This window comes from Kistimonas scapharcae, from assembly GCF_039540975.1.
Taxonomy (GTDB): Bacteria; Pseudomonadota; Gammaproteobacteria; order Pseudomonadales; family Endozoicomonadaceae; genus Kistimonas; species Kistimonas scapharcae.
Window position 1 is genome coordinate 1 of the sequence record NZ_BAABFL010000134.1, and the last position, 13,756, is coordinate 13,756.

General features: G+C 50.6%; 15 protein-coding genes and 1 pseudogene. 7 read left to right on the plus strand and 9 right to left on the minus strand.

The features are described 5' to 3' along the window. The first annotated feature begins 278 nt into the window (after positions 1–278). Positions 279–725: a GNAT family N-acetyltransferase gene (locus ABD892_RS09285; RefSeq protein WP_345195283.1), complete on the plus strand. Its 447-nt coding sequence runs from the start codon at positions 279–281 to the stop codon at positions 723–725. Between the two features lie 12 nt (positions 726–737). Here ABD892_RS09285 and ABD892_RS09290 read toward each other — a convergent pair whose 3' ends face one another. From ABD892_RS09290 to ABD892_RS09315, 6 genes are all read right to left on the minus strand, one after another. Continuing rightward, complete coding sequence (locus ABD892_RS09290; RefSeq protein ID WP_345195284.1) at positions 738–1,325, minus strand: cob(I)yrinic acid a,c-diamide adenosyltransferase; 588 nt, start codon at positions 1,323–1,325, stop codon at positions 738–740. Positions 1,326–1,380: 55 nt separating this feature from the next. Beyond that, positions 1,381–2,871: a cobyric acid synthase gene (locus ABD892_RS09295; protein ID WP_345195286.1), complete on the minus strand. Its 1,491-nt coding sequence runs from the start codon at positions 2,869–2,871 to the stop codon at positions 1,381–1,383. Positions 2,872–2,889: 18 nt separating this feature from the next. Next, positions 2,890–4,332, minus strand: coding sequence for an ethanolamine ammonia-lyase reactivating factor EutA (eutA, locus tag ABD892_RS09300; RefSeq protein ID WP_345195287.1), 1,443 nt, complete (start codon positions 4,330–4,332; stop codon positions 2,890–2,892). Beyond that, complete coding sequence (locus ABD892_RS09305) at positions 4,325–4,513, minus strand: hypothetical protein (protein ID WP_345195288.1); 189 nt, start codon at positions 4,511–4,513, stop codon at positions 4,325–4,327. The genes eutA and ABD892_RS09305 overlap by 8 nt, the downstream gene beginning before the upstream one ends. Positions 4,514–4,531: 18 nt before the next feature. Continuing rightward, positions 4,532–5,641, minus strand: coding sequence for an ethanolamine utilization protein EutH (gene eutH, locus ABD892_RS09310; RefSeq protein ID WP_345195289.1), 1,110 nt, complete (start codon positions 5,639–5,641; stop codon positions 4,532–4,534). 306 nt (positions 5,642–5,947) lie between these two features. Continuing rightward, the gene (locus ABD892_RS09315; protein ID WP_345195291.1) at positions 5,948–6,655 is read right to left on the minus strand and encodes a hypothetical protein; all 708 of its coding nucleotides are present in this window, start codon (positions 6,653–6,655) and stop codon (positions 5,948–5,950) included. A 224-nt stretch (positions 6,656–6,879) separates the two neighbouring features. Between ABD892_RS09315 and ABD892_RS09320 the strand changes: the two genes are divergently transcribed. From ABD892_RS09320 to ABD892_RS09345, 6 genes are all read left to right on the plus strand, one after another. Further along, complete coding sequence (locus ABD892_RS09320; protein ID WP_345195292.1) at positions 6,880–7,281, plus strand: hemerythrin domain-containing protein; 402 nt, start codon at positions 6,880–6,882, stop codon at positions 7,279–7,281. Positions 7,282–7,441: 160 nt separating this feature from the next. After that, positions 7,442–7,612 (plus strand): DUF3012 domain-containing protein, encoded by a 171-nt coding sequence (locus ABD892_RS09325; RefSeq protein WP_345195294.1) that lies wholly within the window; start codon positions 7,442–7,444, stop codon positions 7,610–7,612. A gap of 118 nt (positions 7,613–7,730) precedes the next feature. Beyond that, entirely contained in the window at positions 7,731–7,937 is a 207-nt protein-coding gene (locus tag ABD892_RS09330; protein ID WP_345195295.1) for a hypothetical protein, read from the plus strand. A gap of 118 nt (positions 7,938–8,055) precedes the next feature. Beyond that, positions 8,056–8,538: a hypothetical protein gene (locus ABD892_RS09335; protein ID WP_345195297.1), complete on the plus strand. Its 483-nt coding sequence runs from the start codon at positions 8,056–8,058 to the stop codon at positions 8,536–8,538. Positions 8,539–8,670: 132 nt separating this feature from the next. Beyond that, a complete protein-coding gene (locus ABD892_RS09340; protein WP_345195298.1) occupies positions 8,671–9,549 on the plus strand; it encodes a hypothetical protein in 879 nt (292 codons plus the stop codon). 73 nt (positions 9,550–9,622) lie between these two features. Then, on the plus strand, positions 9,623–10,348 hold the full coding sequence (locus tag ABD892_RS09345; RefSeq protein WP_345195300.1) for a phytochelatin synthase family protein: 726 nt from the start codon (positions 9,623–9,625) through the stop codon (positions 10,346–10,348). A gap of 19 nt (positions 10,349–10,367) precedes the next feature. On the opposite strand, the pseudogene ABD892_RS09350 reads toward ABD892_RS09345, so the two are convergent. The 3 genes and pseudogenes from ABD892_RS09350 to ABD892_RS09360 all read right to left on the minus strand — a co-directional run bounded on the left by ABD892_RS09350 (position 10,368) and on the right by ABD892_RS09360 (position 13,735). Beyond that, positions 10,368–11,398: pseudogene (locus tag ABD892_RS09350) on the minus strand (NADP(H)-dependent aldo-keto reductase). A 765-nt stretch (positions 11,399–12,163) separates the two neighbouring features. After that, positions 12,164–12,649, minus strand: coding sequence for a hypothetical protein (locus ABD892_RS09355; RefSeq protein ID WP_345195301.1), 486 nt, complete (start codon positions 12,647–12,649; stop codon positions 12,164–12,166). Positions 12,650–12,955: 306 nt separating this feature from the next. Beyond that, on the minus strand, positions 12,956–13,735 hold the full coding sequence (locus tag ABD892_RS09360) for a hypothetical protein (RefSeq protein ID WP_345195303.1): 780 nt from the start codon (positions 13,733–13,735) through the stop codon (positions 12,956–12,958). Between the last annotated feature and the right edge of the window lie 21 nt (positions 13,736–13,756).

Sequence of the window (13,756 nt, forward strand, 5' to 3'; positions counted from 1 at the left end):
GTTTTGTGCAAAAACTGTACTCTGTTGCCAAAAGTACGGCCAGCTTGCTCACATTCCCAAGGTTAAGCGGGATTTAAGGCTTATGAACATTACGACTGGGCAATGATTATTATCGGCTGTTTATTGATTCTTCCTATCATGGTCTACTTGGTGAAACTGGCGGCTGAGCAGAATAAACCCTCCTGATCGTCGTTCACAGTACATCGCTTTTTCCTACTGCTGGCATTTGCGACCTGATACTATCAGCGTCAACCATGTCAGCTGTTTTGTCTTTCTCTATGTCCACGTTGTTAATCAGGCTACCTCAGGAACAATACCCCTTAGTTAATCGCTTCTACAAAGCCAACGGACACAAGGGTAAGGCCCGCGGAAATGAAACCGTCTATGTGGTCCGTGATTCGCAGGCGATAATCGCCGCTGTTCGCCTTTGTCCGAAGCGGGATGGATGGTTACTGCGTAGCCTGTGGGTCGCCCAGGCTCGACGGGGAGAAGGGATAGGTTCAAAGCTATTGCGGGAAGTGATGGCAGTCTCCGAACATCGTCCCTGCTGGTGTTATCCCTATGACCATCTGGAAGCATTTTATGCAGCCTCAGGATTCACAGTGCGGCCAGCGGACGAAGTACCGGATGATATACGAAGCCCCTTTGAAGCTTATCGCCAAAAAGGCACCCGCATTTTGCTGATGGGCTATAACAATCACCGGGGTTCCACTGAACCCCGGTGAAACCGGTAAATGTTATTCCACCTTTGTTTTTTCAGACTGCTGCCAGAGTACCTCGCCACCGGACTGACGGGCAGTAACGCGACCCAATACAAACATCAGGTCAGACAGACGGTTAAGAAACTGCAGCAGGGGCGCGTTGATTTCCTCGCCCGCTTCTTTCGCAGCAATCACGCGCCGCTCAGCACGACGGGATACGGTGCGCACCATATGGCAGTGGCAGGCCAGCCGTGAACCACCGGGCAGGATAAAGTTCTTCAGCGGCGGCAGACCTTCGTTGAACTCGTCCAGTACCTCTTCCAGGTACGTCACGAACTCCTGGCGAATCAGCTGATAGCCGGGCATGGCCAGCTCACCGCCGACATCAAAGAGACGGTGCTGGATGAATTCCAGCGGCTTCTGCAGCTTGTGGCGCAGGATCTGGCAGTCTTTCAACTCACAGATCAACATCCCCATCCACGCGTTCAGCTCATCAACGGAACCGATGGCTTCGATCCGCGCGTGGGTCTTGGGGACGCGGGTGCCTCCGCCGAGGCTGGTTGTGCCCTTGTCGCCGGTGCGGGTGTAGATTTTTGTCAGTCGGTTGTGTTCGTTCTCAGACATCTCAAAGCCTCGGTTTCGTCGCGCCGCCCATAGACCTGGGCAGCCACCGGTTCAGTTATTCCGTGACCAGCGCCAGAATCTGGTTCATATCCAAATAGGTTTCGATGGCATCCGCCAGACGGTTCAGGTTGTCTTCCCGCACCTGGTCGAAATTGAAGGTGGCCGCCTCACTCGCTGCCAGTCCCGCCCAGCGCAGGATGGCATGGCAGGCATCGGCATGTTCAAAGACACCGTGGAGGTAAGTGCCGAACACTTGGCCGTCCGCTGACAGCACACCGTCTTTGTGGCTGCCCAGATCAATCACCGGATAATCCAGGTCATCGCCTTTCGTCACCCCCGCATGGATCTCGTAACCGGTCACAGTGACCGGTTCCTGGCCGGGCAAGCTCAGTGTACCGGACACCCGACGAAGCTGCTTTTCACGTTCCAGCGTGGTATCGATATCCAGCAGACCGAACCCTTCGCTGATGCCAGGCTTGCCTTCAATGCCTTCAGGGTCATGCACAAACCGGCCCAGCATCTGGTAGCCGCCGCAGATGCCCATCAATTTACCACCCAGGCGCAGGTGGCGTAGAACATCCTCTTCCCAACCGTTGTCCTGCAGGAATTCCAGATCAGAGCGGGTGCTCTTGGTGCCGGGGATAATGATCAGGTCACAGGGCGGAATACGCTGTCCCTTGCGCAACCAGGTGAAATCAACATTCGGGTGCAACTGAAGCGGATCAAAATCCGTGTGGTTGCTGGTGCGGGTCAATACCGGCACAACAATCTTCAGTCTCTGGCCGTCATGTTTGTCGGCATCAGAAACAGTAATGGCATCTTCCGCATCCAAATGCAGGCCGTGCAGATAAGGCAGCACGCCCAACACTGGCTTACCGGTCTTTTCCTCCAACCAACACAGGCCGGGTTCCAGCAGGCTGACATCACCACGGAATCGATTAATCACAAAGCCTTTCACCCGTTCCTGTTCGGATGGCGAAAGCAGCGCCAGCGTGCCGTAAAGATGGGCGAATACCCCACCACGATCGATATCTGAAACAATAATCACGGGGCAGTCGGCCGCTTCGGCAAAGCCCATGTTGGCAACATCGTTCTCGCGCAGGTTGATCTCGGCAGGACTGCCAGCACCTTCGACCAGCACGTGCTGATACTGGTCTTCCAGACGACGCCAGGCGGCCAGAATACTTTCCAGCACTTTGGGTTTGTACTCGTGATAAGCACGGGCATCCATCTCCGCCAGCGCTTTGCCGTTGACAATCACCTGTGCACCGGTATCGGTATTGGGCTTGAGCAGCACCGGGTTCATATCGCTATGGGGTTCCAGACCACAGGCAAAGGCCTGCAGGGCCTGCGCCCGTCCAATCTCGCCACCGTCCACCGTCACGGCGCTGTTCAACGCCATGTTCTGCGGTTTGAAAGGGGCAACGGAAATGCCGCGCTGTTGGAATACACGGCACAGTCCGGCCACCAGCACACTCTTGCCTGCATCACTGGTGGTTCCCTGCACCATCAGGGTGCCGGGACGGCGGGTGACAGATTCAGTCATCCGGGACTCCTTGTTCGGTCAGTAACCGAAGACCAGCGTTTTCACGATCACCGGTAGTACCTTGTCCTGCGCCAGGGGCTTGCCGATATCGATATAATCGCCGTCTTTCACCGAAATGGAATCGATACAGACGACATCTTTGCCGTACTTCAGCTTGGCCTCGATGCTCTGGCCGAGCACTTTGGCGAAATCTTCTTCCACAATCACGATCAGCGGCTGGGGCAGCTTGATCATGGTGTCCATGCCCGCAATGATAATCTCCGCCAGCTCCTGGACATAGCTGAAATCAGGCTGGCGTCGTCCCTGCAAACCCAGCGCCACATGCTGGACGCCGGTTTCCAGATCAAACCAGGACAATTTTTCCTTAATGACCCGGATCATTTCTTCAGCTGGCAGGGTTTCATCCTGTGCCGTCAGGCGCAAGACCGGGACGTTCTTGATGGGAAATACATCACGGGAGAAATTGATGGTGCTGCCACTGATATCCGTGGCATGGGAACCCGCACCGATGACCGTAGCACGTATGGTTTCTACCGCATCAAACACCGAGAAGTGGCTGAACAGCGGCGATTTACGGATCGCACGCCCCAGCAATACGCCCAGGTCACCGTATTCAAACTCACCGACTGACGGCATTTCATCATAGGCATAGACCGCTACACCGCCGGAGAAGCAAATCTGGTCAATGGTGTAATCGCGACGCATATCCTGAGTGCCACGGCCTACCAAGAAGGCGAGATCGTCGGTCGCAGGACGAATACCACAGGCTTCTTCCAGAATCTCTACCATGCGTTGGATGATGCGGTCGATCTGGCTGCGGCTCAGGACATCGCCGATACTCACCGGCATGCCCATGCGGCGGGTCATCTCGTACCATTTCTCGGAGATGTAAGTGACTTCAGTCCCGCCTTTCTCGAACTTGATCAGGCGGCCGCCGATATCCAGACAGCTGGTATCAATGGGTTCACCCACCTGATACGCCGCAATGTTGGTCGTACCACCACCAATATCCAGGTTCACGACAATGGAGTTTTTGTCGAAGGACTGCTTCGACGCACCCGCCCCTTTGCCGGCAATAATACTTTCCAGATCAGGCCCGGCGGTCGCAACCACAAAGTCACCGGCCAGCTGGCTCAGGGCATCCGCCACCTGTCGGGCATTTTCCTTACGCGCGGTTTCGCCGGTGATGATCACGGCACCGGTATCAATCTGTTCCGGACGGATATCTGCTTTTCTGAATTCGCTTTCCACCAGCGCCCGCACCTGAGTGGCATCAATCATGGTAGGCGACAACAGTGGCGTGAAATGCACCTGGCTGCGGTAGACCACCTCACGGCCAACAATCTCCACCTTGGGAATCATCGCACCCGGCGACACGTTTTCCAGAAACAGACGGGTAAAGACCAGCTGGGTGGTGGAGGTGCCGATATCAATACCGGCGCTCAGGATTTCTTCACGCATGGGATAACCTGATTCGAGTAAGTGTCAGCCGGGATGGCCCTTCAGAGGAGGAAAATCCCAGCGCCGTATCGGGCAACGGCTCGGGTTTGGCAACCGTATCGGGGACGATGATGACAAACCGGAGCGGTCGCGGGTATCGGGGAAAACGCTGCCGGCAACAGGCCGGCAGCATCAGAGACATCAGCGGTAACCGCTACAATCAGGCAGTCTGAGCTTCAGCAGAAGAAGACTTGGACGCCATGTTACGGGTAACCCAGATCGCCAGGGCAACGGCAGTCACACCACCGACCAGCTTACCGGCAACAACCGGCGCGATCATGTCGCTGTTAACAGCGGCGGTGAAGCCCAGGTGGTCACCGAACGCGAAGGAAGCGCTCACGGCGAACGCCACGTTGATGATCTTACCGCGGTTGTCCATGTCCTTCATGATGTTGAACATGGCGATGTTGTTGGCCAGGGTAGCAACCAGACCGGCAGCGGCGGTTTCACCCATGCCCATCATGCGGCCCAGCTTCATCAGCGGCTTGTTCAGGTGAGTGGTGATGAAGTGAACCATCGGGAACGCACCGGCCAGAACCATAGCGATTGCACCGATGATCTCGATACCTTCAGAGATCGGCGCCATGCCAGGAATGATCACGACACCGGTCAGGGTTTCAACAACGATAGACGCCAGCGCCAGGGTGATAACGGCAACAACGCCCTTACCGAAGATTTCGAAACCGCTGATCATCTTGTTAGGCATGAAGTACAGGCCTGCAGCGATCAGACCGGCAACGATGATGATCGGTACCAGGTTGACCATGATCATGCCGATATCGAAACCGGCAACAACACCACCGACCAGGCAGCCCACGGGAACAGTGGTCAGACCGATCAGAACACCACGTGCCAGGTACTGGGTGTCTTCCTTGGAGATGATGCCCAGGGCAACCGGGATGGTGAATACGATGGTCGGGCCCATCATGGCGCCCAGGATCAGACCGGCGAAGTTACCGGCTTCAGGGGTCTTGGCCATTTCCAGCGCCAGCGGGTAACCGCCCATGTCGTTAGCCAGCAGGGTGGTGGCGAACATGGCCGGGTCAGCACCCAAGGCTTCGTAAACAGGCACAACAACGGGGCTCAGGATGGTGTTCAGCACAGGGGCCAGTGACACCACACCGACCATGGCCAGCGCCAGGGCGCCCATGGCCATGAAGCCTTCTTCAAACTGGGCACCGTAGCCCCACTTGTTCCCCAGGATCTTGTCGACGGCGCCAAGCACCATGAAGCCGACCATGACGTAGAGGATGATATCGTTGATACTCATAAATTCCTCGTGGACTGTGTGTTGGTAAATCTCAGAGTTATGGTCCGTCACGCGTCATCGAATCATGCAGTGCATGACCCGGGGATGGCCCGGGGATGGCCCGAGGCATGCGGGTCGGCTCGTGCTGAGTGTACGGACTGTTGCGCGGCAGGCTAACAGGAACGGACGTGAGGATTTATGACACTGCTCAATGGCGAAATCGCGATCATCCGGGGAGTTGATTTGCGTCAAGAATTGCAGAAGAAGATGAGCGTCAGTTTGCTCTGACGCTCATACTTTCGAGGCGTTCTCAGGGCTCAAAATGCATCACTTGCGAGGCTCATTGTCACTTGCGAAGCGCACTGTCTTTTTGACTTTAGATGCCGGTGCACCTTCAATCTTCAAAATAGACTTTGGCTTATTGCCGTCACCCTGAGTCGCAAGCTGCTCAGCATCGCAATCAACGGTCTGAGAGCTCTCTGCCTTTTTGACCGAAGATGCCGGTGCACCTTCAGGCTGCAAAGTAGACTTTGGCTCATTGCCGTCATCCTTAGCCGCAAGCTGCTCAGCATCAAGCTCAACGGTCTGAGCACGTATATCCCGGCTTAATTGATCATAAACGGCCTGCACTTTTTTCTTGTTTGTTCTATCACCAGCAGGCAATAGGTCCATAGCCAGATGACGCATAGTCTTTTCATTTTGATTCATCCGAAACAATCTGGTCTTTCCACCATGATGATCCCATGATGGCAACTCATCGTTTTTCTTCATCAAGGTTGATAAAGCGGATTGGTATTCGGCCTTGTCAACAACAACATTCACCTGCCGACTAAATAGCGCTTTTCGTGAGGTCTTATTGGTAGTGCAACAAACTACCTCGCTGACTGCTACCTTATGATTCTGAGCACATTTTCGACCATTCTTTGTGTTTTTCTGGCCATTTACGGTGTTCGAAGAATCTTTATTATCTGAAGCATCAAGTGAATACTGTTTTTGTGTTTTAAACATTCTAAAAAATGCATTAATTGAAGCCATAAAAAACATCCTTTTTTATTTTGTTGTCAATATATTAATTATCTACTAAAAGTTCCCTGACACCATTAAACATTGGTAGTAAAAAGGCTATTTATTCGACATTTATTTCAATAAGTAATAAATAAATAGACAACTATCACAAACAGTCAACACGTCAAAAAATATCCTCTTCGATTGAATCTAAAATTAATTAAATAGCCATCATAACTAACAGGATGTTTTTAATGTCGACTCTCGTTCAGGAATTCCTGCAGGAACATGCCCATATCACAGATACCTTATTAAATGTCCAGCGTATTGGTATCCATACCGAGCAGGGCAGGAAGCTTCTAATTCTGGCCAAGGAAGAATTGCTGGCCCATCTGGCAAAAGAAGATGCCAATTTGTACCCTGTTCTCTGGAAAGCAGCAGAAACAGACGAAAAACTGAAAACCACACTGGAAAAATACGCCAAGGATATGGATCAAATCTCAGCCAGCGCCCTCGCCTTTTTCGAAAAGTATTGTTCACACGGTGACGAGGAGGGTTTCGAGAAGGACTGTAAGGGCCTGATCCGGGTTCTGTGCAAGCGCATCGGTAATGAGGAAGCGGTACTGTACAGAAAGTACAACGAAATCATGCGCTAACAACTCGTCTAACGTCAGACTGTCGATCCCCTATACTTTGCCGAGGCGTAGTATCGCGCCTCTTCGATGCAATCTGCAATAATTCTGCTGTCTGTTAGAGAACCTCACTAAATTCGTGATTTAATATCCCAGCGTTACACCCATCACTTGGAGAATAATGATGAAGCGGCTACTTGCCTGTACAGCTGCCCTGCTGTTTACCACCCTGATCACTGCCTGCTCCCCGGAAGTAGGCTCAGAAGCCTGGTGCAATGGGCTCCAGGAAAAACCCAAGGGCGACTGGACCGCCAATGAAGCCACTGACTACGCCAAACACTGCGTATTTAAATAGTCTGAGGCTTACCATGACGTTGGTCGATTCAGCAATGACGGTAGTCTGGCCAACGTCTGCTTAAGAGACGCAATACGGCTATTCTCTAGTTTGGGAATGCAACCACAGGGATGTCACGATGAAACGATTACCACTCACTACTTTACTCCTAGTGTTCTTTCTGGGTGCCTGTAACAGTGATCAGGAACCCCAGCAGAATGAAGCGGATTCACACTTCCTGTCCGGCCATCAAAAAGCCATCGATCAGGCCAAAGCCATGTCCGGAACATTGGAAGAAGCGGCGCAAAAACGTGATGAGGCACTGAAAAATCAACTCGGTAAATAGCCATTTCCCCCCTCATGGCTTCAGTTGACTGAATACCGCATAACACCGAATAGGCAACCAACCGCTGCCTGACGACAATGTGTTATTTCAGATCAATACAATAGTCAGGGATTTCACATTGCTTCAGCATCTACTGCAAGCCTACCGGGGGGAACTTTACGGTATTGCTTTTTTCCAGACGTTACTTAATACCGCTACCAGTACCCACGAGCGTCGCGCATGGCAGCTTTTAATCGATATTGAGCAGCGCACGGCAGAATGCCTGAGTGCCTACCTGATACCACGGGGCATTCCCTGCCCAGAAGACGATGACGACATGGTTCGGGCAGGACAACAACAGGCCAACCTCTGGATTGACCTTCCCTGGGATACCTTGATGGCAACACTGGCACCTTGGATCAGAACCTACGCTGAACGTTACCGGCAACAGGTGACAGCGGATAACCCTCACCACACTATCAGCAGTCTGGTGGCAGATCATGAAGATGCCATACTGGCCTTTGTGGAACGGGAAATGGCACAAGCGGCTAACAGTCTGGCGCCATTAACCGAATTCCTGGCCAGGTATCCATCCCCCCGCGCGCTGGCAAATACCGCCTGAGGGAAGGGGCAAGCTGTCCTGCTACACTGAAGTGACAATAAACAACAAACTACGGCATCCATGCGTAATGTCACCAGGACGGTCATCCACCTAGTCTGCTTACTTCTTTTCCTGAACCTGCCGGCTCAAGCCTTGGCGGACACACTCTGCACCAAGGGCACACCCCGTATCAAAGTGCAGGTAACGACCGACTGGAAACTGCGCTTTGGCGGTCGTCCCGTACCGGGCATTGATGTTGAGGACCGGCTGGTTTTCACTATCAAGAAAACCGGATACCGGTTCAATCTTCCCGATCGCTTTCATGGTGACCCCTGTGGCAACGTCAGGGTTTCCAAGGATGGAAAGTATATCGGTATCTTCTGGAGTGAGGATTATCTGGCCAGTCAGAACGGATTGCTGACATTGCGCTCAGAGGATTTCGGGGAGAGCTTCAAACTCTATTGGCTGCCCAACACCGCCTTCTACGGAAAACTGGTGGTTGATGACAAGGGCAAGTCCACAGGCCGCTGGCAGCTTGGTATTAGCAAGATTACATCCATCGACCCGCAAAGTGCCCTTAAAGCCCATAACACCAGACAGTTTAAAAAACTCGCCCCCAATATCACCCAGATGAAATCCAATCAGCAACCTGACGGCTTTCCTTCGGGCAATCACAACAAGGTATCAGCGGATATGTTCACTGTACTGGGCCGTCGTACCGAAAAAGGTGAATATTATGAAATTTTCATCCTGAATTTCCTGCAAACCTTCAATATGGGCAAAAGCTGGCACGTGTCAGCCGATGACAACGATTATCAGCACTTTTTCGCACCGTTAAGCGCTTATCGCTACGTGTGGGGTGCCGATACGGACAAACAGCACCTCAAACGGTTTCAGGGTTTGCCCCCTGAATTCACAGCCGTGTCCTATACAGCCATGGCAGAATGTATTGCCACCTATCCAAAGGGCTCGCATGACATTACTTTCAAGACACTGAAAGCCGCTATTGAGGCGGGAGAGAGCTGCTCCTGATGGAACCCGCATGCGATAATCAGGTCTAAACTGCTACGCGTTGCCCATACGGCAATACCTGCAGGAAACCTTTATGAAACAAACAATCACTTGCCTTGGATTGCTCTGCGCACTGCTCACATTTGCCGTGTCAGGTACACAAAATCCGGACCTGATTGACTGGAACACCCCGGCAGCTGCCCCCCTGCAGCAAAGAATCCCGGCCAATGCGGATTTCTGGCAACTGATTCCACAGCTGACAACCCAGAAAACACAAACCTATTGTGGCATCGCCAGTGCAGTGACTGTTCTCAACACCATGGCCTTTGGGCAAGCAGGTGACCCTGTCTATTTCCCTTATGTCCATGTCACCCAGGACAGTTTCTTCACCCCTGACGTCCTGCAATACGTCACACCGCTGTCCGTATTAACACGCGGAATCACCATGAAAGAGCTTGGCAACGCCCTGCAAAGCCATGGTGTCCTGGTCCACAGCCTGCCAGGAGACAGTATTGACACCGATCAACTGCGCAATCGCCTACGCCATGAGTTAACCGACAAGGAGCACTATCTCCTGATCAACTACCATCGCCCCTCCCTGAACCAGAAAGGCGGTGGCCATTGGTCAGTGTTGGGTGCGTATGACGTCGCATCGGATCGTGCACTGATTCTTGATGTTGCTCGCTATGCCTACCCACCCACCTGGGTCAGCCTGTCGGCTTTACATCGCGCCATCAATACCCTGGATGCGAGCAGCGGAGAGTCCAGAGGTCTATTGATTATCTCTGCACCATCAACCACCGCTCAGAATACCCCTTGAAGAATAACCACCCAGCGACTTAAGGCGCTGGATTCGGCTGTTCGGTATGAATTGCTTCAATGGCTTGCAGTAACTCATCGGACAATGTCAGCTCACTGGATGCCAAATTACTGTCCAGTTGCTCAAGGGTCGTTGCACCAATGATATTACTGGTGACAAACGATCGAGATGTGACAAAGGCCAGCGCCATCTGGCTGGGATCCAGGCCAGACTCCCTAGCCAGTGAAACATAAGCTTCAGTCGCTTTCTGTGCCTGTGGATTGTTATAGCGCTGAAAACGGGAGAAGAGCGTCAGGCGTCCATCAGCAGGCTTCGCACCATTGAGATACTTTCCACTGAGTACACCGAAGGCTAATGGTGAATAGGCCAGCAGGCCCAAATGTTCGCGGTGAGCGATTTCTGCAAGACCAATCTCAAACGAACGATTCAGCAGGTTGTAGGGGTTTTGAATACTCACCGGACGCACCTGCTGCCTGATCTGACTATCTGTCAGGTAGCGCATGGCACCCCACGGGGTCTCATTGGACAATCCGTAATGCCGGATCTTGCCAGCCTTCACGAGTCCATCCATTACATCCAGCGTTTCTTCGATCGGGGTACTATCATCATTGTCCTGATGTGAATACCCAGACGGCCAAAAAAGTTGGTGTTACGGTCAGGCCAGTGCAGCTGATACAGGTCTATGCAATCCACGCCCAGTCGCTGAAGGCTGCCATCCACCGCGCGCTCAATATGCTCACAGTTCAAACGCCGACCACCGTCCATATAGTCATAACCGGGCCCACAGACCTTGGTAGCCAGCACCAGATCATCATGCCGACCACGCTGGCGTAGCCAGTTACCGATGATCTGCTCCGTTCGCGTCCATGTTTCCGCACCCGGGGGGACGGGATACAACTCCGCCGTGTCAATGAAGTTAACGCCGTACGCTGTTGCTCTGTCCAGCTGGGCAAATGCCTCCTGTTCCGTATTTTGTTCACCCCAGGTCATCGTACCCAGACAAAGTGCACTAACCTGAATATCGGTCTGGCCGAGTCGTCTGTATTCCACGTCAAGACTCCAATGTTGGCTGTTATATGTCCATCTGCCATCTGTCTAATGGGTAGATGATTATACGACAGTTATCGAAAGAATAGACTGCGCGCATGTATGTTGACGCATAAGGCAATCAAAAAACAATGGGGGTGATAGAATCTTATGCAAAATAAAAAACCTATAATGCCCAGGATTCGTTTGGGCAACATCGAAAGGCATATTCTATACTTCGGCTGCAATAATAATTTGATACTTGAATATAATAGTGCAACAAAACATTCGCGCTCACTACACCACTTTTTATTGATACTTATATTCTCAGGCTTTAATCATGACAAAAGTACATATTCATTTATTGTCTGCAACCCTAATGCTGACAGGCTTAACATTCATCACAGAAGCACTATGCAATAACATACCCTATCGCACAGGTGAAAATCCTATAACGCTAAAAATAAGAAATGAGGGATGGTATTTGTTGAACTACGAATTTGATCGGTATATTTGCACACATAACGAAATTGGTACAGGCTCTATTATCAGCGGATCTTTATTAATGGGGAGATCGACCTCCTACCCAATATACGATACCAATCCGACAGGTCTACAATGCAGGGTAAAAGTCTGCCCCACCCCCTGCTATGAATCATTCACCCATTATTACACCATTACAAAATCAACCACGATTCGCTGCTCTGGAACCATATTCTCATTCAATTGCGACATTTACTAGCACTAAAATCATATCCACCGACTAAATACAGCCGGTGGATTATTTCATCAATTTGACTTTATAGTAATCGACAACCTGGAGTTTTTAGGGAAAGATTGCTTTTCAACAATGGTTGGATTCCAATATCCTGTATGCGACGTACAATTTTTACCTACCTCTTTAAAGTTAAGATTTAAGTAAATACAATATTCATCCATCTTATTATCACCACCTAAATAGCCTCCGGCAGAAATAATAAACATGTACTGATCTTTTTCACGCCCATGTTTCCAGCTAACAAGCCCTGCGAGATAATTATGTAACCCATCGAATACCGGAGTCAGTGTCATTATTGTATTCACCGGGAAGCCTGAATAGGATGCCAAATGATAACTGCCCGTTGCTATTGCAGGATCTTCAAGCCCTTCGATCCCGCGAGCACTCACCTCAAACAATGGAAAAATTTCCTGATGAATTTCCACCGTTCCGGCATGGGCCATGCTACCAGACACAACCAATGCAAAAACAAGTGGCATGGAAGAAATAGATCTCATTTTCAAACCCCTTTCACTGCTGCCTGGTATTAACCTTCGCAGTTTTCTGGAAAATGAATGTCGGACACAATGCCTGACGATCCCCACCGGCATCTCAATACATCAAACACCAGGTTCGGATAAAAATAACACAACATGACAAACTCTGTTTTTTTATTCATTATATGGAGCATTTTCTTGCATTAACGGTTAAAATAATGCTGTTATTCATATATACCGTGTTTTGCTGAACATTTTTACCAATAACAACAGTCGCGATCAAAAACAAAAAAACACCTCTAACAATATCAGATGACACCTTTCTTCCTAAAGTCCATCCTTTAGACATGGCACACTCTCCAATGCCTTTTCCACTGACCCAATATGCCTAGAAAGGTTAGCAACAATATAGGGGATTCTTGCATACATCGCGTGAGGATTTTCATGTCTTGGCACCATGTAATATCTCCCCCGTCCCAGAAAATATTTAGCACTCTTCTTCAACTCGCCATTATTACTCTCTGGAAAGCACTCTTCTATATAGGCGACAATTTCCAAGCAACACCTGATAACATCATTAATTAAAGGCGACATAGCTCTAATAAAAGAATACTCCCGCACCCCTAACTCTTTATTGTATGCGCAATCGTATTGATCAAATTCATATTGCCTATCGACGCCTCTTTTTAATTTCTCTATTTTATGACGCGCAATCGCTAAATTAAGGTACTGCTTATGAATCTTGCCACATCCAACAAATAGCGGCTTAATCGCCTGATCGGATTCATCATCACCACCTGACGCGAGATACTCCTCCAGCGATTGGTAATACTGCCCCGTCTCCAAGCATCGATACCCCACTAAAATAGCAGGTTGATTCACATACTCTTCAACAGGAACGTCAGACGGATCAATAGTAACATCATGTATCAAAAACTCTTCAATACGGCGTATATTGCAGCAATTTTGACAATTGATTAAATGGATAACCGGATTAATCAGGTAATGAATTAATACATTAATACAAGGTTTAACGATATGATTCAGAAACCACGCACTTCGCGTTATACAACAGGGCTCTGTTTCACCATTACCAGACACGTTCATTGAGATACTACATGCTGCAAC